Source organism: Anaeromicropila populeti, from assembly GCF_900112775.1.
In the GTDB taxonomy this organism is placed as follows: domain Bacteria; phylum Bacillota; class Clostridia; order Lachnospirales; family Lachnospiraceae; genus Anaeromicropila_A; species Anaeromicropila_A populeti.
This window is the reverse complement of the sequence record NZ_FOYZ01000021.1, coordinates 1-24,750: the sequence shown is the minus strand read 5'-3', so window position 1 is coordinate 24,750 and position 24,750 is coordinate 1. Positions and strand designations below refer to the sequence as shown.

21 protein-coding genes are annotated in these 24,750 nt (G+C 36.9%); 2 read left to right on the top strand and 19 right to left on the bottom strand.

The annotated features are described in order from the left end of the window. Positions 1–33 precede the first annotated feature (33 nt). Both BM305_RS17700 and BM305_RS17695 read right to left on the bottom strand, forming a co-directional pair. Complete coding sequence (locus BM305_RS17700) at positions 34–660, bottom strand: DUF4867 family protein (RefSeq protein ID WP_092564049.1); 627 nt, start codon at positions 658–660, stop codon at positions 34–36. A 110-nt stretch (positions 661–770) separates the two neighbouring features. Next, complete coding sequence (locus BM305_RS17695) at positions 771–1,898, bottom strand: ROK family transcriptional regulator (RefSeq protein WP_092564046.1); 1,128 nt, start codon at positions 1,896–1,898, stop codon at positions 771–773. Positions 1,899–2,033: 135 nt separating this feature from the next. Between BM305_RS17695 and BM305_RS19565 the strand changes: the two genes are divergently transcribed. Together BM305_RS19565 and BM305_RS17685 are read left to right on the top strand one after the other, a co-directional pair. Beyond that, entirely contained in the window at positions 2,034–4,112 is a 2,079-nt protein-coding gene (locus tag BM305_RS19565) for a carboxypeptidase-like regulatory domain-containing protein (RefSeq protein ID WP_242940582.1), read from the top strand. A 48-nt stretch (positions 4,113–4,160) separates the two neighbouring features. After that, the gene (locus tag BM305_RS17685; protein WP_092564043.1) at positions 4,161–5,045 is read left to right on the top strand and encodes a DUF7507 domain-containing protein; all 885 of its coding nucleotides are present in this window, start codon (positions 4,161–4,163) and stop codon (positions 5,043–5,045) included. Between the two features lie 103 nt (positions 5,046–5,148). On the opposite strand, the gene BM305_RS17680 is transcribed toward BM305_RS17685, so the two are convergent. The 17 genes from BM305_RS17680 to BM305_RS19265 form a co-directional block, all read right to left on the bottom strand. Continuing rightward, complete coding sequence (locus BM305_RS17680; RefSeq protein ID WP_092564040.1) at positions 5,149–5,478, bottom strand: hypothetical protein; 330 nt, start codon at positions 5,476–5,478, stop codon at positions 5,149–5,151. 36 nt (positions 5,479–5,514) lie between these two features. Next, positions 5,515–7,182 (bottom strand): SpoIIE family protein phosphatase, encoded by a 1,668-nt coding sequence (locus BM305_RS17675; protein ID WP_092564037.1) that lies wholly within the window; start codon positions 7,180–7,182, stop codon positions 5,515–5,517. 24 nt (positions 7,183–7,206) lie between these two features. Next, a complete protein-coding gene (locus tag BM305_RS17670) occupies positions 7,207–8,232 on the bottom strand; it encodes a nucleotidyl cyclase domain-containing protein (protein ID WP_092564034.1) in 1,026 nt (341 codons plus the stop codon). Between the two features lie 29 nt (positions 8,233–8,261). Then, positions 8,262–8,648 (bottom strand): DUF4280 domain-containing protein, encoded by a 387-nt coding sequence (locus BM305_RS17665; protein ID WP_092564031.1) that lies wholly within the window; start codon positions 8,646–8,648, stop codon positions 8,262–8,264. A gap of 2 nt (positions 8,649–8,650) precedes the next feature. After that, positions 8,651–9,427 (bottom strand): hypothetical protein, encoded by a 777-nt coding sequence (locus BM305_RS17660; protein WP_092564028.1) that lies wholly within the window; start codon positions 9,425–9,427, stop codon positions 8,651–8,653. A gap of 14 nt (positions 9,428–9,441) precedes the next feature. Then, positions 9,442–10,020, bottom strand: a complete 579-nt coding sequence (locus tag BM305_RS17655; RefSeq protein WP_177214797.1) for a Pvc16 family protein — start codon at positions 10,018–10,020, stop codon at positions 9,442–9,444. 4 nt (positions 10,021–10,024) lie between these two features. Continuing rightward, the gene (locus BM305_RS17650) at positions 10,025–11,722 is read right to left on the bottom strand and encodes an MORN repeat-containing protein (RefSeq protein WP_092564022.1); all 1,698 of its coding nucleotides are present in this window, start codon (positions 11,720–11,722) and stop codon (positions 10,025–10,027) included. Positions 11,723–11,742: 20 nt separating this feature from the next. Next, positions 11,743–12,597 (bottom strand): hypothetical protein, encoded by an 855-nt coding sequence (locus tag BM305_RS17645; protein WP_092564019.1) that lies wholly within the window; start codon positions 12,595–12,597, stop codon positions 11,743–11,745. Between the two features lie 2 nt (positions 12,598–12,599). Next, the gene (locus BM305_RS17640) at positions 12,600–14,360 is read right to left on the bottom strand and encodes a hypothetical protein (RefSeq protein WP_092564016.1); all 1,761 of its coding nucleotides are present in this window, start codon (positions 14,358–14,360) and stop codon (positions 12,600–12,602) included. A gap of 1 nt (position 14,361) precedes the next feature. Beyond that, a complete protein-coding gene (locus BM305_RS17635) occupies positions 14,362–15,531 on the bottom strand; it encodes a phage tail protein (RefSeq protein ID WP_092564013.1) in 1,170 nt (389 codons plus the stop codon). A 3-nt stretch (positions 15,532–15,534) separates the two neighbouring features. Continuing rightward, positions 15,535–17,676 (bottom strand): baseplate J/gp47 family protein, encoded by a 2,142-nt coding sequence (locus tag BM305_RS17630; protein ID WP_092564010.1) that lies wholly within the window; start codon positions 17,674–17,676, stop codon positions 15,535–15,537. Between the two features lies 1 nt (position 17,677). After that, entirely contained in the window at positions 17,678–20,665 is a 2,988-nt protein-coding gene (locus tag BM305_RS17625; RefSeq protein WP_207649512.1) for a baseplate J/gp47 family protein, read from the bottom strand. Positions 20,666–20,697: 32 nt separating this feature from the next. Beyond that, entirely contained in the window at positions 20,698–21,123 is a 426-nt protein-coding gene (locus BM305_RS17620; RefSeq protein ID WP_092564004.1) for a GPW/gp25 family protein, read from the bottom strand. A gap of 17 nt (positions 21,124–21,140) precedes the next feature. Next, positions 21,141–21,914 carry a phage baseplate assembly protein V gene (locus tag BM305_RS17615; RefSeq protein WP_092564001.1) on the bottom strand — a complete coding sequence of 258 codons (774 nt, stop codon included), beginning with the start codon at positions 21,912–21,914 and terminating at the stop codon, positions 21,141–21,143. Next, on the bottom strand, positions 21,914–22,993 hold the full coding sequence (locus BM305_RS17610) for a phage late control D family protein (RefSeq protein WP_092563998.1): 1,080 nt from the start codon (positions 22,991–22,993) through the stop codon (positions 21,914–21,916). Before BM305_RS17610 ends, BM305_RS17615 begins: the two co-directional genes overlap by 1 nt. Positions 22,994–23,011: 18 nt before the next feature. Beyond that, entirely contained in the window at positions 23,012–23,653 is a 642-nt protein-coding gene (locus tag BM305_RS17605) for a CIS tube protein (RefSeq protein ID WP_092563995.1), read from the bottom strand. 14 nt (positions 23,654–23,667) lie between these two features. Next, positions 23,668–24,750: hypothetical protein (locus BM305_RS19265; RefSeq protein WP_177214795.1), on the bottom strand; the 1,083-nt coding region annotated here is incomplete at its 5' end.

Sequence of the window (24,750 nt, the reverse complement as noted above, 5' to 3'; positions counted from 1 at the left end):
CATAATTTCGTTTCCATTTATTTTATTATTACATTATTTCACTGAAATATTTTTTCCTTTTAATCCTGCAAATGCATTTTCAATCCCTGCATCCTGATGGGCAATCAGCCATTTATTCCTTGCTGTCAAAAGAGAATCCTCCTTAGCACCCATTGGCTTTTCTTCAAGTGGAAGGTTAGTATCCTTAGGAAGAACAACTACACAACGGAATCCATTCCCGTCTACGCCGCATGGTGCATAGTGTAACGTAGTCCCATAGCACTCTGCCATAGTACCGGCTGGCAGGAAAAACGCTTCTACTTTGCTTGTATCATACGTATAATCTTCTTCAATATCCTGCTGGCTGCCGATTAATAAAATCAAGTCAGTTACTGCAACATTGATTTCAGAAGAGCGGTGATATTCTAAAGCGTTTAACAAATGATTGTGACCATTACAGTAGCCAATCTGGATTGGAAGTCCTCCAAATACACTGTTTGTCATGGCCTTATAAATTGGTAATGCCTCTAATTCCTTTACAGAAGGCTCATAAATCACATCGTCTGGTAATGGGGTATTCTCCATAGCCTCAAGTAAATCTGACAAATCATAATATTGTGTTAAAACACGTCCATATTTTTGAAATGCAGGATCTGTTACTTTTTGAATTTTAACATCCATCGTAATGATTCCTTTCCACTGATAATTTTTAGAAAAAACTTTTGTAAATGTCTTTTACAAATGTTATTTTAATTATAAATTGTTCTGGGTGTCTTGTCAATGATTATCCGCTAAATATTATCAATAAATTCTCCTGCAAATTCTAATGCAGCCCCTACTGCTGCTGCTCTTCTGTGATACTTGGACAAGCGCAGATACTCGCCATCTGCATCAAAGGAATTCAGTTCTGCCAGATGGCCTCTGATTTGTGAAATATATGGTTCTAAATATTGTGAAAGCACACCACTCAAAACAATTTTAGAGTCAAAGGTCATATATAAGCTGTTGATTCCCACGCACAGATTCTCCATATATTGATTCCAGATTTTCTGATATACTTCATTACTGCCAGCCAGTCCTGCAAAAAAATCTTCTAGCTGACAGTCCAAATCATCTGAAAGTCTTGCTACAGATACATAGGCTTCAAAACATCCCCTTTTTCCACAGGCGCACTGCTTTCCATCTGGATATAAGGTCATATGTCCAAATTCTCCCCCTCGGTTATGCTCTCCTTTATACAGCCCATTTCCATATATAATACAGCCGCCAACCCCCTTGTCAATCAGCAGATATATCTCTGCCTCTGAGTCCGGTTTGCTCCAAAGTTCAGCATAGGCTCCCGCTTTTCCATCATTATCTACAATGCAGGGGTATTCCATATGTTTTGTCAGATTTTCCACTGGAAAATTACTGATGCCTAGAGAAGGAGCCAACAAGATTTTTTGTCTGCTTTTATCAAATACACCTGGAATTGCAATCCCAACTCCCAGTACCTTTTCTGCTTCCCATCCATTATGTGACAAAATATTTTTTACTAAATAACTTAGAAACTGGCCATACTCTTCTTTTTCAGAAAATACCTTCGTATATTTTTCGTAATCCAAAATATTTCCATATAAGTCAATCAGCAAAATACATACATAGTTTTTCCTAATATCTATTCCTACTGAGACCTTTGCCTGTTTTACAGGAATGATTACCTTTGGCTTTCTACCTCCTGTGGACTCAAAGCTGCCTTTATAATCAATCAGACCAATTGCCTGCAATTCTTTTAAATTCTGATTCACAGTAGGAAGACTCAGCCCTAACCTCCCGGCTATCTCCTGACGTGAAATTTCTTCTTCTCTATAAATTAACTTATAAATATGATTTCTGTTGATTCGCTTTACTTCAACAGCTGTAATCCGTTTTTCTGCCAAATCTCATCCATCCATTTCTTAAAATATTTATTTTTAGTATAGCATACCGCTTTTGAGAAAAAAAGGATTAATGCTTTTTATACTTTGTTAATATATTTATATAAAAGAGTATTTTTTATTTTGGAAGGAGTCTTTATGGATATACATGGAAAAGTCACCTGTCGTTTTGAAAATAGAGATAATGCCAGCCTTTCGCGGGATATTCCCTTACCTAAAGTACCTGTTATTTTAATGGCATGCTCTCGTGTAGATTCAATAAAAATGAAAAAGGAACCATCCAAACCAGGGAAAAACATAAAGCAGCGGCTGCATGGTTCAGGAGTTGCCTCTATTACTGACGAACAGGGTGCTTTTGAATTCAAAAATGTGCCAGCTGGTGTATATTATGTAATAGAAGCAGCTACATATAAAGGAAAAACATATAAAAATGCTGACTTCTCAAAGGCAAAGCCATTGGATGTAGTAAATTCAGCGCCACCTATTGACTGTTTACCATCTTCCCCAGTGGGAGCCAACAGCCTGTACACCAAAAATGGAACCCTGCGTTACGTCCGTCTATTTGAGAAAGCTAATAGTACTATTCTTTTTCAACACGAAATCTGTTTTTTCGAGGAATGGATCCCAAATACCTGTTGTATAGCAGGAGAAAATTTATTTAAGGAACAAGAACAAGTTGTAATATCACATCAACGTCTGAAGGTTCCAGTTTCTGCTCCCCCTGCCCCTGATACCTCCTCCAAAAATACAATTCGTTCAAAAGGTACTGTTCTTCAATATTCCAATCAATCTACTGCTCCTGCTGTAACCCCCCCAGCCGCTGTGAGTGTTACAAAGGAGATTACCTCACCCATTATATGCTGCAGCAACCAGACCTCTGTTAAAAAAGGAGAAACTTACCTGCTTACTGGCTGGTTAAAATTAACAGAAGCTAACTACGATCCCTTTACGCTTCCTATTTCCATTCAAATAAAAGGAGCTGAAGTTTTATATCACCAATTACACTTTATTGACTTTCCCTCCAAGCCAGTTGTATCATTAAGACAGTTTGGAATCCAATTTGACTCACCAAAATCGGAGACGTTGGAAATTAATGTTTCACAGCAGAAGGATTGTATTTATAATTCTCGTTTTACCATCGAAGAGCTTTGCTTAACCCCAATTACTTCCCTACCCGTAACACTACAGAGTTTTCAAGAAAATCAAAATGTTGCTTTTCCTGAAGAAGTCCTCCACTATAAATATTGCATTTCAAATAATAGTAATCTTTTCATTAAAAATGCATGGTTTGAGGTAAGCATTCCTGAACTTGCAGAATTTTTGCCTGACAGCATTGTAATAAATCAAATAAAACAAGATGCTGATACAAGTCTGCATGGAATTTATCTGGATTTACCACCCTCCTCTGAAATCTGGATTACAGCCTCACTTCGTGTAAGAGATTCTGTTCCCTATGGAGCAAGACTACTTACCAGTTCAAAAATAGTTTTTCAGATGTCAGATGATTCTTCTGGAGAAATATTGCATAAACTCCAAAGTAATAGATTGGAAACTATAATTTTATCCCAAACACCCGTTCTTACCGCTTCTGAAATTACATCGTCGCCTATTTTAATACCTGGTCCCCAGGGAAAAGCAGGCCCTCGTGGGGAGCATGGGGCAGCAGGTGCCAAAGGGGACAAAGGTGACAAGGGCGACAAAGGTGACAAGGGCGACAAGGGCGACAAAGGTGACAAAGGTGACAAAGGTGACAAGGGCGACAAAGGTGAGCAAGGCATCCCTGGCATTGATTCGGTTCAGCCCCTCCGCCTTCAGTATTATACCTGTGGACAACAGATTCTGAATGGAACATCTGGCAGTCTTACTATGGAGGAACTCTATTATTTAATGGAAGAATTTTCTCCTGAAATTGAAAAGGCACACTCCATCGAGCAGCTCACCTTTGTTGCCTGGTCTTTGGTTCTGGCTTTACCAAATAACTTGACAAATTTGGAGATAGGAATAAAGTTAAACGATAATTACGTGGATCACAGTTTTAAGCAGATAAATAGCATTTACCGGGGACGCAGAATAGAGTTACGAGATTTTATTTTACTTCAGACCAGCACGTTTAAGACTAACATAGAGATTGCCTACTTTATGAATCGGAATTCCAATATTGTCGTCGAAAAGGGAAAAGTTTTTGTCATGTCACACAATAATATACGTCACATCTAATCTCTAGCCGAATATACTAATACTATAAATGACTAGGGAGGGTTTTATATGGCAGAAATAACCAACCAAGCTAATATAACCTTTAAATATAGCGCCAACAGTACTGGTTCCGCAATCTCTAATATTGCAACTACCGATCTGCAAGGCCCAATTACAGCAAGCGAAGATTCTTATCAGGATACTTATAAAATTGGTTCTATCATTGATTTTGAAGTGCAAGCTACTAACACTGGTGCAGCCGTTTTATCAAATGTTTCTATTTCATGTGACTTAGGCGAGTACACTTTCCCAGTTGGAGCTGTTACTTCCGTAGTACCATTAGAGTATGTACCAGATTCTGCATTTTATTATATTGACGGAATATACCAAGGCAGTGCAACGGTAACTTCAACAGCACCACTAACTTTTGAACTTGCTGCTTTGGCAAGTGGCTCCACTTTTACTGTTGCATATAAAGCAGCTCTTACTGAGTATGCACCATTGACTACTGGCTCATCCATTAAAAATACTGCTTCTATTATAGCTCATAATATTGCAAATCCAGTAACAGTATCAACAACAATTACTGCATCTGAATTTGCAGAAGTTAGTATTGTAAAATCCATGTCACCAAATCCAGTAATGGATAGTTCAACTATCACATATACTTTTACGATAAGTAACTATGGCAATGTTGCTGCAACTGGAATTGAATTAACAGATGAATTCAGTCCTATTCCTACAATTACAAGAATAGCAGTTGACAATATTCAGGCTACAGCCGTTACCGATTATACCTACGATACAGCAACAGGTGTTTTGAACCTGTTTGCAATCAATAACGGTGCTTCTGAGATTACTGTACCAGCTGCTACAATTACACAGGATGCAGTAACAGGAAGTATTACTGTAGTTCCATCTACACTTGTTATCACTGTAGTTGGCACCATCTAAATTTAAAAATGTGCCACAAAATAATCATCTGGTTAAATTGTGGCACATAAATTTTATACTCTGTTTCTGGTGGATTCTTGTATATCTTGTGTGTCTGTGCATTTCACTCTGCGGAGAGTCCCTCCTGCTTATCTGGTACAACGATATAAAGATGCGCTGCTTTTTGCTTTTCTTTTACATTATTTAAAATTTCCAAAACATCCCAGTATTCATAATCCGTCTTTAATGTATTATAATACTTTGCAATTTTATCGCTGTTCACTAAAAGCACTACTGTTTCAGCTGTATTCAGTGCTAATGATTTATAGTGTGCAGCTTGTGTATTTTTGTAGCGAACATAACTATAAATACTGACTGGTAGACTTAAAATTAATGCAAACAAAATGAAAGTTACCGTTAATTTTGTTTTCAAACTTTTTTGTACTTTTTTCATGGACAACTCCTTACTTGCTTTTTGTTCTTACCTTCTCTATCCCAAATAACGAAATGCCAGAATTGTACTATCTCTTTCCTGCTCCACCCCATTTTCAAATTTATTAACATCCTCTCTAACTGCTTTCACCATGTTTTCCAGGGAGTATTCCTTTTTTAGAATTTCGTCCATGTTACTTGTAATATAGCTGTCAGAATACACATTTCCCTTTTCATCCATTGTCTGGGCAAGTCCCTCTGTATACAAGAAAAGCATTTCTCCCTGAGACAGTAGAATTGTTTGCTGCTGATAAGGAATTCCTTCCATGGACGCAAGGCGAAAACATTTTTTTGCTGGCAGTTCCATGAATTCACTTCCTGTCCGTTTCACCAACGGATGAATATCTCCCGCATTTACATAGCTTAATTTTCCTGAATCTAAATCAATAATCCCCAAGAAAGCAGATACTGTTAACTCAGCATTATTATTTTCGCTTAACTGGTTATTGGTTTCCATAAAAATTCGATTTGGCTCATAACCAAGCAAGGCAAAATTTTTCATTAATGTTGCTGCAATAACTGCAAACATTGTACTTGGTATTCCCTGCCCAGATACTTCTCCAATCATAAAACACAAGTGAATTTTGTCAATAAGAAAGAAATTATAAAAATCACCGCCTGCCTTTTTGGCATAATTCATATTTGCATAAATGTCAAATTCATTTCTCTCTGGAAACGCTGGGAATTCCATAGGAAATAAATTTCTCTGTATTTGTTTGGCAATTCCCACTTCTGCTGTCATTTTTTCTTTTTCCACTGTCATTAATGTCATGTTAACCATATAATTTTTTATTTCCCTTGTCATGTGATTTAAGCTATTCGCCAGCAATTCAATCTCATCCTTTGTATTTACCTCCACATAAGTGGTAACCAGGTCAGATGGATTTTTATTCTCATAGCTCTGCTGTACAAAGTCATTTGCTGCAAGGGCAATTTTTTTTATTGGAAGTACCACATGACTTTTTATAATATTCAGAAAAATAATCAGATATACCAGCAATACAATAATTAAGGAAATAATAATAATCATGATATAAATCCTAATATTATTCTGAATATCATCTATTAAAATGTCTACACAGACAATACACACTGTTTTCCCCTCAGTATTATGTACTGGCATATAGCAGGTTCTCACATATTCATTTTCTGCTGTTTTATTATTAATATAATAAATCTGCTCACTTGAGGTTTTCGTAGAATTCCAAAAGGCCTTCCGCATATGTTCTGGAAAATCACCTTCTGCATCTTCTCCCAGTTCATTGATAACACTATTCTTTCCTTCTATGTAACCATTCATTACATATTTCAGCTTTGACTGGTTCTGCTGTTCCTGAAAGTACACAAGGTAAATGTATTTTATGTCCCCCTGTTGTTTAATCCGGTTAATTTGCTTACTGATTTCCAAGTAATTGCTATTATGTTTATATAATGTGTTATCTTGTTTTTCCTCTACTTGTTGGATACACTTCTCCAATGCAGCTGTATTAACTGCACTGGCCGATATTTTCACCAGTGTACTGGCGTAGTTATCATATTCCTTTTGAACATCTCTTTTGTATAGAATAACCCCTATTCCACCTATTACAAGAGCCAGAAATAGTGCAAACCCACTGCAAAACAACATCATTTTCCGATTCAATTTTTTCTTGGGTCTATTTTCCATTTTAATCCCCCTATTTATACTTACTTAATAACTCTCAATAAAAATTTGCTTTTCCTGATTTATGTCCTGATTAATATACTTGTCACACAAATACAAATATTCCTTTGCAGCCCGGTCAAACCTGTCTGTCTTTAATACCTCTATAAAATGGGAACGTGCTTCCTCAAAATTGCTTTGTGAAAACAAGGCAACTCCCTTCTCAAACAGTATTTTTGTCCTTCTTTTCCTATTTCGGGTCTCAATGGGATCTCCATCAAATACATCGTAAATCTTTTCAATACTCTTTGTAATATTCATATAAATATATCCTACAAAACGACTATTAAATTTTTCACTGAAATGATCAATCAACTCAGCATAGGATCCGGTTATTAAAATATTTGCATAATATTTCCCTGCTATGGACTGCAAATAGATTGACAATCCTGTAAATTCCGAAACAGTCAGCAGTGACATTCTTTTCTTCTGTCCTACAACCCCTACCATCACTGAACCATAGCATAAACCAACAGAAAATTTATCATACTCTTGATTGAGAAGAGTTAATTTATTTTTTACTTCACAAATAGATACAGCAGTTTCTAATGATTTTTCATAATTCTCAAAAAAGAAAGCTGTAAAACCGGCATCATCAAATTTATCTATTGTCCCTCCATTTTCACACACAATTGGCACAATTTCGTTTAACATATGATTAATATACGTAAATACTTCTTGGGCCTGCATCCTTTGTACCGCTTTTCCAAACTCAGCCGCATTTACCTCCAGAACAACTGAATTAATATACTTTTGGGGTGACATGGATATTTCTGATAATTTATTAATCTCTAATTCCTGAAACAATTTAACAGGTAATAATTTTGATAAATTAATTAACGCATCCTGTTTTTCTTTTTCCTGCTGAAGTTTTTCTTTTTCTTCTTCCATCTGCTTTTTTCTCCGGTATTTCGATACCAACAGCATAATTACTTCTGCCAGACAAATCGTTAGCAAAATAGCAGACAAGCCAATGAGTATATAATGCAAATCATTTAGTTCACTCTTGTTCATATACTAGAATCATTCCCTTCTCAACTATACTATGGTACCTGAATATTAGTAGTACCAGGATTTGAAATCTGTATGACACCTGCCCAGGCGCACATGAGCTTGCAGCTATTATTCAGTGCCGGATAATTGGCAATTAGAACCGTCGGACTGCCTGGAACCCATGGTGCTGGTATTACAGGTATACATGGCATCGGTGTTAATACTCCTAATGCCGCTGCTGTAGCTGCTGCAACCTGGGGATTTGCCATGGAACTGCACATTCCAAAGGGCAGAATATTTACCATTGGAATATTATCCATAATGGTTGCTACTGGCATTGAATTAATTACCCTGTTAGCTGGTAACACGGTTAAACTGGAAGGTGCCATTCCAAAACTGCACGATAATAAGGCACCTCCGCATACACACATTCCCATAACTACCTCTCCTCTTCTTCAAATTTAATTTGATTTACTACTCCTGTCTGTAAAGGTATCCATTTACTTATTCTAGTTCCATCTATGGTTTCACAAATCACATCACAGCTGGCCTCTCCCGTTACCATTACGGGAAAGAAAAAAGATTCTTTTTCATTCACATAGGTGGTGTATACCACGTAAATATTTGTTCCTATCCGATCATAATTATTATTGAGGGGTGACTCGAGTCTGTATTCATTAGTACGTAACTCCTCACTTCTGGCAACATAAAAAAATTCGCCTGTTTTTTCTCCTTTATTTTCAATATAAAACTGTCTACCATCTAATTCGCTGTTTTCTGGTGCAAACATCCGCAGCTTGTCTGTCTGTGCCGAATCTTTTATGTAATCTTCTAGCAGCTGAAAAGGTCTGAGTCCTTTCCAGAAAAGAAGTGTAATTTTACTTCCCTTTGCCGCTTTTCCTTCTATGCAAGTAGTTCCTGCTGGAATAGGGTATCGGTTGTCTGGTATCATATAAACTTTAAGAAATCCATATTTCTCGGCAGCTTCTTCCAGATTTACCTGCTCCACTTTTTTTAAGAAAGCATCCCCTTCTATCTGTACGTTAAATTGACTGGTGCTTAAATTAACAAAGACAAAATAGCCACCTTCCTTTTGTATTGGTGGCTTTTCTCCTTCAATAAACACACTTACCTGCTTTCCTTGTACCGGCATGTTTCGAAAGCCATCCATCACTTGCACTACAAATGAAATCTTATATCTTAATCTATCTGCCATACTTCACCCTCATCCTATGACTTTGCTTCATCCACTTTGAAATCTACATCTACTACTCTCTGTACTTTTTTCACCCGTGTTGATTCGATTTCAACCGGATAGATTTTAAAATAAAGTGATAATTTATTTGGCATATCTGTTCCATTCCATATTTTTGATTCTGTTTCATTATGGGTCCGATTCATCTCTACTTTTAAAGGATATTTAAAATTCTGGTTATTTGCTGGAAAATATTCTTCTCCAAGCATTGGGTTATCTGCAAACACCTGAATGATTTTCCCCAAAATCCGATGTTCCTCCAACGCGCGGAACTTTAGGTCACTGGTGGAATACGCCGTAAACATATAGTACAAATTAATAAATTTAGAGGGTGCCTTCTGCTCACTTCTTCCTGACATGGACATGCCTCTTTCAAATACCTCATCACTTTCCTTTATATCATACAAATAAATGCCTAGTGATATATCTCCTTTTTCAGAAGGACTGCACAACCCGATTTTGTCAGGGGAAGAGATAAGGTCTGGAACCATATTATCCCGCAGTAATTTTATAATCCCCTGATCAATTTCTGATATAATTGAATAACTGCCCATACTATTACTCTTCCTTTCCATTGTCTTCTATTTGTGTTTCTTCAGGGACTGCCTCTTCCTGTACATTTTCTTCTACCGTCTGCTCTTGGGCTGGCTGGTTTTCCTCCCCTGCTGATGAGCTTCCTTCCTCTGCCTCTGTCTCCTCACTATCCTTTTTACCATTCTTATCTTCTTTTGAGATTAAAAGTTCTCCACGGTGAAAGGTTCCCTCACTAATGATTTCACCAGTCAAAGGTTCATATAAAATTCCTTCTCCTTCGTATTTTCCTTTCATAAATTCTCCTTCGTATCTTAGCTTGCCACAGCTGGCATATAGCTTTCCCTTACCTTCATATTTATTTTCTCGAAAGCCGCCCTGATACTTAATATTTCCCGTTACTTTATGATAAATGATTCCTTCCCCATGGAACTGACCTTGATAGAATTCTCCTTCATACCGTAATGTTCCTGTATCTAAATTGAACAGTTTTCCTTTGCCCGAATATTTATTCGCTTCAAAACTGCCTTGATAAAGCAGTTCTCCATCTTTGTACTTTTTCCCATCACCAGAATATTTGTTTTCTTTAAAAGTACCTTCATACACCAATTTTCCATCCTGATAAAGCTTTCCTTCTCCATCTTTTTTTCCCTTTACAAATGTCCCTTCATATAAAATTGCTTTCTTTTCTCCATATAAAATCCCTTCTCCTTCATAGTTACCACTAGAAAAATTTCCTTCATACACCAGTTCTCCATCCTGATAAAGTTTTCCTTTGCCTTCATAGGCACCGTCTACATAGCCACCAATATATTTAATCTGATTCTTTTCATCATAGATAACCGCATATCCTTCTGCCAACGTATTATTTTTAAATTTTCCCTCATAACCAACCTCGCCATTTACAATCAGGGTGCCTTCTCCCTCTTTAATGCCTTTTACAAAGCTTCCCTCATAAAGGAGAGTACCGTCTATTTGATACAGACTTCCCTTTCCATCATACTTTCCAGCAGCAAAGCCACCTTGATACATTACCTTTCCATTGGCATAGTATAAGGTTCCCGTTCCATCATATTTTCCATTTACAAAAGTACCATCATATTTTAGCGAGCCATCAGAATAATACAAGATTCCTTTCCCCTCATACTGGTTCAATAAAAAATCTCCTTTATAACACAATTTCCCATTTTTATAAAATACTTCACCACTTCCAGAATACATTTCAAGTTCAAACTCCCCACGATATACCAAATTCCCATCATAGTCATAGAGCGTTCCTTTTCCATTGATTCTGCCATCCACTAACTTTCCCTTGTAAATAACCTGTTTTTCCTCCATATCATTCACAAGTCTGACCTTTCCGTTATATCCTGGTATATCAGAAGAATTTACCGTCATTGTCTTTATAAAAAATTTAGAAACAACGATAGGATAGCCTTTTATAAACCCATACCCCACCAACAGCATAAGCACAATTGCTGCTGCAAATAAAGCCTTCTTTGCAATATACCGCTGTCCTACTTTTAAGTACTGTCTTACCGATGTAGGCTTATTTCCTGCTTCCTTTACTTCCTCCGTTATATCCTCCGTTATCTTGCCCACTATACTGTCTGGGCTTATGATTCTAACGATTGAGGCGTAAAGCCATTTAAAGGGAGCAAGGCAAAGTTCCCATATTCTTTTTATATATGATTTTCCCCTTTCGGCAGGTTTGAATTGACTCATGGTACCTTCCCCCTTTCTATCTACTTGATTTCCACCGTTCCAATATAGTCAAAACTTTTTTGATCTGGTTTTGGCTGAAGAGACTGGTGTATGATATACACCATATAGGCAAATACTCCTACTAGTATTAAAAACATTATAGCCCTTTTTACAGGCTTCCACAGGCACTTCGCCTTATCCCACAATCGGAACTCCCACGTTTTAGGAGTTTTTCTTTCTGTCTCAGAAAGCTGCTCCACCTCAGCGCAGACTTCCTGATAGCTTGTGTAAATTTCCATGTAATCCGTCCATTCCTCTTCCTTCAAGCGGATAACCAGCTCCTGTATTGGATCAACGGATTCCTTCTTCAATTCTTTTTCAAACAGAAAACTGACTATTTCTGCCGCTGCCTGTGACACCTGTTTCATGGAATACGTGTTAAAATGCTCCATATCCCAAAAGGAATATTGAAAGTTCACTTCTAAACTTCTGGTAACACATACATTATTTTTGTTGAAACAAATACTTTGAAAATAGTATGGCATATTTAATAAAAGCATTCTTTCAAACATATTTCTTCCAATTTCCAAACGTTCTTCAAAACTGACGTTTTCTTGTTTTAGTTTATCTGATAGGTTTTCCCCTTCATAATATTGAAAAACCACATGAAATTCCTTGTCATAGGAAAAACACTCAATAACATCATAAAAATCTTTTCTTTGAACTTGATCACTGATATACTTTATTATGGCGGCAATGGCAGCTGTGTCTTTCCACCGGAAAATGACATATCGTTTCCCGTCCAGATTATCTGCACACAAAAAAACATCCGATTTTTCATTTTGTTCCAGTATGCTAAGCACAATATACCCCTTGTCAAAGGTTTGTATTACCAAGGTCAATCACCACCATTTCTATCAGAATGGAATCCCTCTCTGACAACTGCAAAAATAGAAGCCTTTACCTCTGGATATGCTATACTTTCTGCAATAATTTCATAAACACCTGGTACATTCGGTGCTGTATACATTCCATTGCTTTCAATTGTTCCTCCATTATTTATCACTTTCCATTTTACTGCTTTGTCCTCAATATTTTGAAATGCAGCTTCTAGGTAATAGCTTTCACGCATTCCCAGTTCCAGCACACTAGGCTTAATGAAAATTTTCTTTTCAAATACCTGAACTGTTTCTTCCTTTTGATGAAGAACTGCTGTCCAGTGAACCTTTATCTCCGTAAGTGTTGTAGTACTTACCAGCTTTGCACCAATAATAAAACTTCCTTTATCTTGATTCAATTTGGCAGCCAGCAAAACATCAGGCTCATCTGCTTCAAAAACATCTCTTTCTCCATAAATAATTTCTTTTTCACCTGTTTCCAGACCCAAGACAATGGTTACCCGCCCAAGACCTAGTCCATGTATAATCTCTTTGGAAAAAAAGCGTTTTCCCTTCTGACCTTCTATGCCCAATTTCAATTTACAGCTTCCTTCTGTTACCAATACTTTTTCCCTGTCTTCTCTCTTTTCCTTTTGTGAAGATTCCCCAGAAGCTGTTTGTTTACAGTCTGATAATTTATCAAAGTCTTTTTGAAGCATCTGGTTTAATGCAGAACCAAGTACGTGATTCATTACGTATTGCTGAAATGGAACATTCAAAATATGATCAATCATATAGGAATCTCCCGCCTTCATCAAATAAATCTTTGCTAGATAGAGGGGTTCATTGCTGCTGTTTTTCAGCTGGTTTTCCATTGCCTCCCTATAATACTGGTTCAATACCTCATCCTTAGGATTATTCTTAATAATATGTACCGTTGATTTTGCTTCACTCCATGCATCAATCGGCTTTCGCCCAAGAAATACTTTAAATGATTCAGGTACTACTGCGGCAACACCATCTATTCCAGAGGCACTGACTGCCTCCGCCTCATAGGTAATCATATAGCTTCCTGTCTTTTCATGCAGCATCTCATCAAAAACCACATCAATCAACTGGGTCTTTTGGAAATTTAAACAGGTAAGTGCTAACTGATACGAAAATGAAAGGTAATCTATTTGTGTTGTTTCAACTAATAGTTTTATTTCAAATTTTTCTCCTGCCTGAATATATTTTGGCACCACCTGCTTAATATGAATTCCAGATTGAAAATAAACAGTTGTATACTCTAAATACAATTCTTCTTGTGACAGACATTCTCTTTGTGGTTCTAGATTTGTCAGATATAAATGATAGGATTCTCTGACCTTATTATAAGCTACCGCATCTGTTCCTTGTGCCAGCCCAATATTACCTGCTATATTATATACCTTATCCTGCTCTACTTCATCATACTCCACGCAAAGATAGGTATAGCCAGATTCTGCTCCCTCAATGGTCTTAAATCCATCTACGGAAGAAAGATTTCTTATTACTGGTGCTTCTATTACAATTTCTCTTCCTAAAGAATCCAAAGCGAAACCCATTTCTACAGAAATTGTTGTATCATCTACATGTACAACCTGCATTCCTGCAACAATGCCTGCCCCATATAAAAACAAATTGGACATACGCCGTTTATCACTTATGTACTTTTGTTCCAGATTAAAATCGTCAACGGACAAAAGCTTCCCATAAAAATATTTATTTTTTTCAAAAGGAAAAAATGTTGAATTTTTCATACTACCTCTCCTCACTCTCGCTGTTTATATCTGCACAATTAGATCCTATTGCAGTAAATGATACTAACGCCTGCCCATCCAGTGCAAATGGACGGAAACTGCCAAGCACACTGTTTATCCCCATATAAGAATGTCCATCTAAAAAAATATATGGCTTTACTACAATTAACTTTAGTTCCATTTGTGCCGGCTTTACTTCCTCAATAATGCGAAGTAATGTTTTATATTCTCTTATCGTTGGAACTTCTTTTTCCTTTACCACTACGAACATGGTACATGGCTCATTTCCATACAGCTGTTTTAATAGCTTTGTCTGTATTTCCAGCTTCATAAAAGGTTCTAACTGATGATATTCTACAAGATATGCTTCTCCACCTGTATATAGCTTAACAAATTCCAATACACCTTTTCTTGTACCACGAATTTTGTATAAATAAACTCCATCTGTCAAAAGCCTCCGAAGCTGCTCCTGGGACCACATATAGCTGTCAGCAATATCAATCCAGCCTGCCAGCCACATCAGAAAATCTTTGCTGCTGGATTCCACATCAAGGCGAAAGGGAAACTCCCTGACCGCGTCCTTCATGTCCTCATACAGACTTTGAAAAACTGCTAGATAACGCTCTAAAAATGTATTTTTATCAGCTCCCTCATACAGTTCCGGCAAATAGGAAATCCATGACTGCCTTGGAAAATAAATTTTCATGCTTTCAAACTTCATAACCGTATCTGCCTGTCTGTACATTTCAATCATAAACCATAAATATCTTCCTGATATTCCATGGAGCAAAATATCTTTTTTACTTGTTTCCACCCTTTGCTCAAAAGGTTTCATCCATTTCTGTTTCGTTTCCAAATTCATATCCGAAGCGTTTAGAACCTCCTTTATGTGAATGGGTTCTCCCTTACTATGTCTGGTCAAATCATCTGCTGCATAAACAGTAATTCGATAGGGTGCATTATTTTCTCCTTCTACTTTCAGCACAAGGCGGTGCCACTCCATTTTTGCTTCTTGACTATCTAATATCCGTGAAATAAATACGCCCCTGTTTTCTGCCGAATCCTCCTTCACCCATATGCCTTCCTGGTCGAACTCTATATTTTCCATGAAGCTGCGCTTAAAATCTAACGCTTTATTTAACATAAAATATTTTAATCTGCTTTTCATCATATTTTAATCCTCTATTGAAAATAAATATTGTACTTCTCCCAGTTCCACCACTCCATTGGGCGGCAACGTAATGTTTCCATCTAAACTCTTTGTCACACCACTTCCTTTTGCCTCAATAGTCAGAGATTTTACGTGAGATACACATTCCAGAATATCCAGTATACCGTATATTCTGCTGTAAATAACAGTAGTACCAAATTCTCTTGAAAGGTTTTTGAAATAGCTCTCAACAGTATTTTTAATCTGTTCCTTGGCGTCTGTAAATTGAGGCCTGAATATAATATCTATGTATAATTCAATTCTAATATATTGTGGTGACAGAAGATTTATTTTTGTTCCAACCAGCCGGTATTGTTCTAAATACATTAAAATATTTTTTTCATAACAGCTGCTCAGCTTATTTCTAATCTGGTAGGTAAAAGGTTTTACTACAATATTTACTATTGTTTCATCTGCATTTAAATGTGACTGCTTCATCTGCACGGAAGAAATCACCTTACAGCTTTCAATCATTAACCCTGGTGTTTCTTTTACATACCTTTCATAGTCTTCGTAGGTAACTGCTGCAAAAGATGACTTCAAGTTTGCCCTTACCCTTAAAAAGCTTTCTTCCATCGTTTCTTCATTTCTTCCCCCAACTGCTCCCTCTTTATTATAAATCAGAATATTATCTGCCGTCATATCTCCAAAATAATTAATTTTGTTTTCCTTTACATTTCCGTTCATGCCAACAGTTCTTGCATAAGAGGAAACTAAAATTCTCCCCTCTGGCGCCATTCCATGAATGCAGTCACCAAATTCCACTGTCCCTTTTCTGGAATCAAACACATAATGCTTATCCCATGGCTTGGAATTCCCAAAATCCACCACCTTCGTCCATTGGCTAAATCCATTTTTATTTTCGATTTCCTGAACCAGAATTTCAAAGGATTCGTATTCCATGTCCGAATCAAATAAGTTATATTCCTGAAAAGGAAATCCATTTCCAATTCCCAGTTCAACTTTTGCTTCATTTTCACTTAGATAACTAATAATTCTTGCTCCGTCTAACTCTTCGGCATCCCCAGTGAAAAAGTAAGTACTGCACCCTTTATCATAATTCAGACACTTTGTAAAGGTCTCTACTGGAAAATAGACCTCTCCCCTTTTTAAATAAAGCCTGTTTACCCCATGAAAAGATAAGAAGGTCTCGGCTGCTATCTGGCAGTTTTCCATCTTAATCAGCTGTTCCTTGGAAACGTCTACAGATTCTATAAGGGTATCCTTTTGTTCTACTGGTAACACATTAATGCTCATACCATGCACAATTGGTGCTGCATCATAATTACTTTCTGTCAGCAGAAGTCTTAAATAATAGGAATTTTCTCCACAGACTATAATATCGGTCATTTCTTCTTCTAATGTAAAATAAATCTGTCCGCTGATTAGTAAACCATAGGTCTCATCCCGCAGCCCTCTCACATCTTTCCATCCGTCCTTAGTACTGTATTGAAGACGAAATGCAGCAAGAGGAGCATACAGTTGTTGTTGTATGGGATTTCGCTTTACTGGATAATCCTCTTCTATCTCCATGTATATGCTTATCTCAATTGAATCCGGCAGTGTCTGGGCTAATCCAATATAATAGCAATCTCCTGGAACAGGGTTTTTCCCAAACATCATTTGTTTCAGCTTATGTCCGAACTCAAGCTGGGCCTTATCCACTACTTCAACAAATTGCCTTGTTTCAGCAAGCTGCTTTCTAGAAGTCTGAGCCTTTCCACCATAGAAACATTTGGTAATGTCTCCCTTCACCATATAATTTTTGCAGTTTGTCTCAAAACAAACCTTTCCTGCATATAATTTAGTCCCCTTCATTACTATAAAATCCGTTTCGGGCACTACATTTACCAACGCCCTTGCACATACCTTATTTTTTCTTTTTGTTCCGAGAATCTTCAGGTACTTCACTAGATTATCTTCACTAATCTGATCTAAGAAATATTGTAAACTTTCTATTAACCATGCAAAGAGTTCGATCAGAGTAATTCCTGGATCGTGGTAATTAAAATCTGTCCACTCTGGATAGATACTGCTTATCATGCTTCTGGCTTCATCCATGATTTCATCAAAATTTTCCGTATCCAATTCTAAATTTGGCAGCATTTTATCCCTCCTCTATCATCATCTCTATTTCATGCTCCCCACTAACTGGTAAACTATATTTGTTTTGCTGTATCTCTTCATACTGCACTTCTCCCAGCCCTGTGTTTTTATGTACAAAAGCGCTGATAAACACTTTGCGTATATAAAGCACCCCTGGTATTGTGTTGATTGCATTTTGAATTTGTATAGTATTAGGCAGACTTCCAATGCTCCATCCATTTCCATGAAAATTTCCTGTCATAGGATCAATAAATTGATTCAGCCGATCACTTACCATTTTTTTTACCTGGTACAAATTTTGAAGAGATCCTACTACTATTTCTACCTTTACATTTAATTTCACGAAAACTGGCTCTACAATGAATAGTTTTTTCATTAGTAGTAAATTGTCATTAACTTTATCTTTTAAAAACGCTAGTAAATCCTTTTTTAGAACATGAAACAAGGATTTACTGTTTTGGTAATCACTTTGTAGTACAACCAGTGTAATGGCACCACTTAATTTATCTCCTGAACCATCACAACCAGAAAAGCATTTTACCTTTTTCACATTGCGGGAAGCCGCCAGTGTCAGTTCTTCGTAATCCCGGATTGTAATTGCCCTGTTCTGATGTCTGATTACCGCAGTACTTCTTTTTATAGCACCCTCCAGTGCCTCCATGTCTGCGCCTCCAGTTAATGCTTCCGGATTAAACACTTTGTTTATATAGCCAATTGACTGATTAATTTTTTTTACTCCACCTGCTGGCACATTGGCATAGTTTCCTCCTCCACAGCTATACGATACTCTGATGTTCTTTCTTCTGCTGATGGATGGAATTCTTCCCTGCCTTCCATTTCCAAATACAATATATCCTTCATTTTTATCTATTATGAAATGACGATCCTCTTGTGATGAAAGCACAAAATCCGGCACACAAATCCATTTCACCCATGCTTCTGTCAGCATACCGCTTTCATCATAAACGGGAGCAAATCTCCCCTCTTTTCTCAATGATTTTTCATCCAAATTACTTAACGAATTTATTTCATTCACATAAACCTGAATATCAATAATATGATTGCCTGTAAGCGCAAATTTTCTGCTTTCCTGAAAGCTTTCCATCATAAAATATTCTTCTGCTTTCTTTTCAACATGTTCAATTTTTGTTGCATTTAAATAGATTCCTGAAAGTCTTGGAAGTCCCTGGATACCATTCTGGCTTCCGTAGTAACCATTTCCATCACAAATTCTTATCCAGTACAATTCTCTTCCAAATAACTTTAATTTTTTAAAGTCTTTATTTCCAATAAAATTTATAATACCTGATTTAGACAAATTTTCTGTTTCATCTATTATATTTAATGATTTCCAACCATGCCCGTTATAATATTCCCAAAAAAGATTGGAGTAACTGCGTTCTATGCAGTCTTTCAGCAAAACCAGCATTTTTATTGGTTCACCAACTGGTGCCGTCTGAAATCCCATATACAGCATCTGGTTATTTTCGCTTAGGGACTGAAATGGCTGAAATGCTCCTTCCGATAATAGTTTCTTATAAGTTCCAGCTCTCACATCCAAATTATTTTTTGAAATTAAATATGTAGGGTTACACTTTCTGGCTGTATACTCATAAGAAAAAGATGTACTCTCCAATACTGGTGAAACATAACTTCCTTTCATCTTTAAAAAATTATTAACCTTAACCACTCTGGCACGAATGAACAAGGATTCACTGGAATTTACCAAAATAGGCTGAATATCAAGGGGACAAGTGAATTTTACCTTTCGGTAAGGTGAGTCATTCTGCACGGAAAAAATATCAGAATACCTGCTGTCTTCAAACAGCCGCCGCCAGCCTAATCCATTGTAATACTCCCAAATAACCTCTTCTATTGTAATATCATATTCTGGATCTCTTTCAAAATCAGATTTTTTCATAATCCATTCCCATTTTATAGGGTCATTTTCAACATTATAATCTAATGGAATTTTAACAAAATTGATTTGAAAAGCTAATTCCACTTCTGCGCCTTTCTTGCACAATACTTCTTCTGATGAAAGATACCACTCACTATAATTGGACAGTCTCTCTCCAAAGGGAAAATATCTCCTGGTTCCTTCTGTTCCATTTGCATAAATACTATCTGGCAATATGGCTATGCCCTTTACCTTTATATAAAAGTTATCAAATTCTAAAAACTTTACTGAATCAATCTGCTTTACTCTGCACCGAATCCAGCAGCCTTCTTTTCCTTCTATTTCTGCTTTTTTAAACTTGGGTTGAAGCTCTCCCTTTAAAAAACAAATGGAAGATTCCTTCAACTGAATTCCTGAAAACTCACAATATCCTTCTTCTGATAAATATTCAAACACTACCTGTTCTTTCTTTACCAACTGTTCTAAAATTTCCGTTGAAATATTATAGCTATCTCTCTTTAAAAACTCCACCGAAATCCATGCATTTCCTTTAATTGCAAAAGCCTCTTCATGGCAAAAATGAAATTCATGGTACTGTAAGTTTGTTTGATGAAATCCAAAAAGAACTATCTCTTCCACTTGGTGATTCTTATCATATATTTTGCCAATATAATCCTGCTGTCTCCCAGTCTGATAAATGCATTCTATTTCAGCTGGCGTAACATATACATCTTCCTTCGTTTCAAAGGATGCTGACTGAACAACGGAATCATCCGTCTGTCCAGTTAAAATGGTTCCAGCAGACACAATCGTTCCTGGTACTTCATTATTTACTAAAGAAAATACAGTATAACCTGTTGCAGGAACTGCGGGAAGCAGACTGGCATCTAATGCATTTAAAAAAGCTATTTGATTTTTAAGTGCTACCTTATTAAATTTCTGAATTGTTTTAGAAAGCATATCTGCATATACATATGCCAATGCCGTTCCTCCATCTGGAAATTCTTCATCAAATTTCCATTCTGGTACATAGCACAACGCTTTATCCTTTATTTGTCCAATCACTTCTTCTTTTTTTCTGCCATCCATTTCAATTGTATGCAATATGTTCACCTACCTCTCTATTTGGCGTTCTCTCCAAATCCTTCATTCATATAAAATGGAAATACCAGATTATATGGATTATTTGTCATTCTTACAACATAATCAATAGAAATATTCAATTTTCCTTCTTCCTTTAAATCAATTCCAGCTTTCACCTGAATATTTTGTATCCTTGGTTCCCACATAACCAGTGCATTGAATATTTCTCTTTCCATTGACTTTAAGGAGGTAAAGTCTGTAGTTCCAAATGCGTATTCGTAAATTCCGCAGCCAAAATGAGGATTACGCACCCGCTCTCCTTTTTTTGTTGTCAATATAATATGGATTGCTTCTTTAATATCTTCTTCAAAGGAAGACATTTTCATTCTCCCGGTTGTCTCGTCCACCTGAACTGGAAACCGGAACCCTGTACCCATAAATGACTTTGCATTTTCTCCCTGCATCTATACTCACACCTTTTCTAATTCAGTTTTAGCATACTGCCTTTTATTTGTGCCATTCCGCTTGATTCTACTTTTAAGGAGCCTTGTGAGGATACTTCCACAGAAGTTCCCTCCAATTTTGTACTTTGTCCTTTTATTTCTAATGATTGTGCAGCTTCAATGGTTATCTTATTCGCTTTCAGTTCTGCTGCCTTTTGGCTTCCATCTAAAGAAAGCATTGTATTCCCGTCAACGATTAATTCAATTTTTTTCTTTGCCTCAACGGATACCTTTCCATTTTCAGCATCTATTATAATCTGATTTTCATTTTTGTCATCTGTAACCGTTATTTTTTTGTTTTCATCGTCCATTACAATCCCATACTTTAATGGCGAATGTACCTCTATTTTCCCTTTCTTCTCTTCATCCTGAAGGATAACCTCACATCCACCTTTTGTTAAAAAACGTTTAATTGTATTTTTTTCATTTGCTGTATTCGGTGGCAATGCATTGATTGTATTCCACAAACACCCAATTACAATAGGACAGTTCCTGTCACCCATATTAAATGCTATCACTACTTCTGACCCAATCTCTGGCATTGTATAAAAACCATAGGAATTTCCGCCGTATGGCGCTGCAAATGGAATCCAGCCCGTTACATTCTTTCCTTGTTCTCCCATAAATATTTCTACTTTTAATTTTCCTGGATAATCTGTATTCCAGTTCTCCTTTACAATTCCTGTTGTAACACTCCATATCTTATCTTCTGATTCATTCTCCCGTTCTAAAAACTCTCCGAACAAAGCCATTATATACAACCTCCTATTTCAAAGTAGGTTAAAAACCCAGTTTCATCAAATACATGCTTAACTTCTACAATATAAAATTTTTTGTTTACAAGGCTATCTAGTTTTTCTATTTCAATATACCTTCCTGGCACAATTTCTGGAAGTCCGATTGCTTTTCCATAACCAGTACATGCTTTTTCCTTTTCTTGATTGGCAATGGCAGCTGCCCTTAGATCAGCCTTATCCTTACTGTCAGCATCTGGATCTGTTACAGTCATCACTGGGGTGGTTGAAATAATATTTGTCTGGTTATCCGTATTCTTTGCATCCTTTTTTGCACTTATAACGGCTTGCTCTGTTCCGTCATAGCCTACTACTTCAATTTGTAAATCAAGATAACTCATGGAAGCAGTAAACTCATATAATTCTCTGTTCAACTGTGCAGTCATAATGGGTGTTGTATTTTTTCCAACCTCCCGAAAGTAGGCTTTATCTCCAAATATAAAAAATTCTCTATCCACTTTACCTTTACGAATCAATTCCTTTGTTACAAAATCATAGTCATTGGTGATTTGAGATAAGGGTTTTTTTAGTGTATCTTGTGTGGCATCTGATGTAAGGGTACATAAACTAGAATAATTATTCATAATGGTTGCACAAGCATCTGAGTAATTTGTCACATCATGAAGAACCTGCTTTTTGCCACTTGTCATCATAAGTCTTCTGGCATCCATTAACGTTACCACCAACAAAGCATTATCTTGGAATTCTACTCCCAGCATAGCAACGTAGCCCTTAAATACCTTTTGAGTGGTAGAGGAATATCCCAGCTCTATTTCCACAACTGTACCTAGTTTAAACTTATCTTTTACATCTGATTTAAAGGAGCTAGTTTCCAAATCGTACAGTCCACCCAGCCTTATTACAACACTACTTGCTGCTTTTAGCGATAAATGAGCTGTTAACTGGTCTATCTGCAATTTTAGATTATTGACAACATCTGTCCCATTCACCTTTATTTTTAACGCTGGCACAATAAAATTGCCATATTGATTTGCTAACGCCTGATAGCTGGTTGTGTCTGTCATCAAATCTGCCATTCTTTTCCCTCTCTCCTGCTAATTTTCTAAAGCGGGTACCTTCAGCACTGTCCCGTTTGGTATTTCCAGTGGATCTAAAATCTGATTTGCCTTTGCAATTAATCTCCATTTATTAATATCTCCATATTCTTTCTCTGCCAGATTCCAGACATTAGTATCTTCTGATATAATACGTCTTTTTGTCCGATCAGGTGAAAGAAGAGGATCTACTCTTGCATGTGTTTCATCCCAGTACTCCTGAATGTCTGTCGTAATTTTTGCCCTTACAGGCTTTCCATCTCCATTAAAAAGTGTAAAACTTGTCTGTACCTTAGTTACTAATCCCTGAAAATGAATGGAGCCCCATACAAATTTTACAATTGGAGGCCTATGCTTATCCCCGTCAACAATTGCCAGATTCGCATATTTTATAGCAACTTCCGTAACGTCGGATTCATCTGTTTCGCTACTTCCGTTAACATTTTCATACCCGGATGTATCTAGATAAAAGGTTAAATGAAGAGTTTTCATTTTATTTCCGACATATTGGGCTTTTTCATTACTTTTTCTTCCACCATACTGTGCCTCTTCCGTTATGCTGTATTCACTGGGATTAAACTGAACGGTCAGAGAATCTTGTCCTTCTATTTCAAAATATGCTTTATTAATACCACCTGGCATTCTACTTCCCCCTTTCACTCTAAACCATATCTCATTCGTTCTAAATGCATTTCTGCTTTTAACTGATTCATCATACTATTGGAAAATTTATCTTTGCTTTCTGTAAACTCTCTTTCCGTATAAAACTGCTTTTCCATCAGTTCTTCGACTTGCCTTCGTTGGATTTCTGTTTCTTTTTGTAAATTCTTTATCACTTCCTTCTGCACCTGCTGAAGATACTGAAATTCCTGAATTTTTGACTTTAGGCTGACTACTTCATCATATTCTCTAGAGGATGTCTTTTTATATATAATACTATTTTCCTTTTTTTGATACTCTGCCTTATATCCCCTAATTGCCTTCTGGAACTTCATTATGGGAACAATTGCTCTGCCCTCTGCTTCTCCTGCTTCTTGTTGGGCATGATATGCCTTGGTTTCCCACTTCTCCACCGTCTGATTCAGTCTCTGTAACAGCACATACTTTTCTTCCTGGTTCTTCTCCTTCAGCACGTTTACTAGTTCTGTCTGGGTTGTAATACTTCTCCAGTTCTCTTCCTGTACTGTCTGGTTTACGATTCCTCTCCATAGCTGGGTCTTTTCTGCAATCTGATCCCATACCATTTCCGGTATTTTCTGGTTCACTTTTAAAACAGTTCTTCCTGCCTCTTCGATTTCTCTGTGGCTCTCTTCGATTTCCCTATTTTCAATTTTCTTATACTTCTCTACTTTCTGATAAAGTTGTTGTTGGTCTCTTTCTCTTCTTCGGTACTCAGTCTCATATTCCTTAATTGCCTTCTGAAGTTCCACCAACGGGATGGATTCTCTGCCCTCTGCTTCTCCTGCTTCTTGTTGGGCATGATATGCCTTGGTTTCCCACTTCTCCACCATCTGATTCAGTCTCTGTAACAGCACATACTTTTCTTCCTGGTTCTTCTCCTTCAGCACGTTTACTAACTCTGTCTGGGTTGTAATACTTCTCCAGTTCTCTTCCTGTACTGTCTGGTTTACGATTCCTCTCCATAGCTGGGTCTTTTCTGCGATCTGGTTCCATACCGTTTCTGGCATTTCCTGTATTATTTTTAAAACAGCTCTTTCTGCCTCTTCTATTTCTCTGTG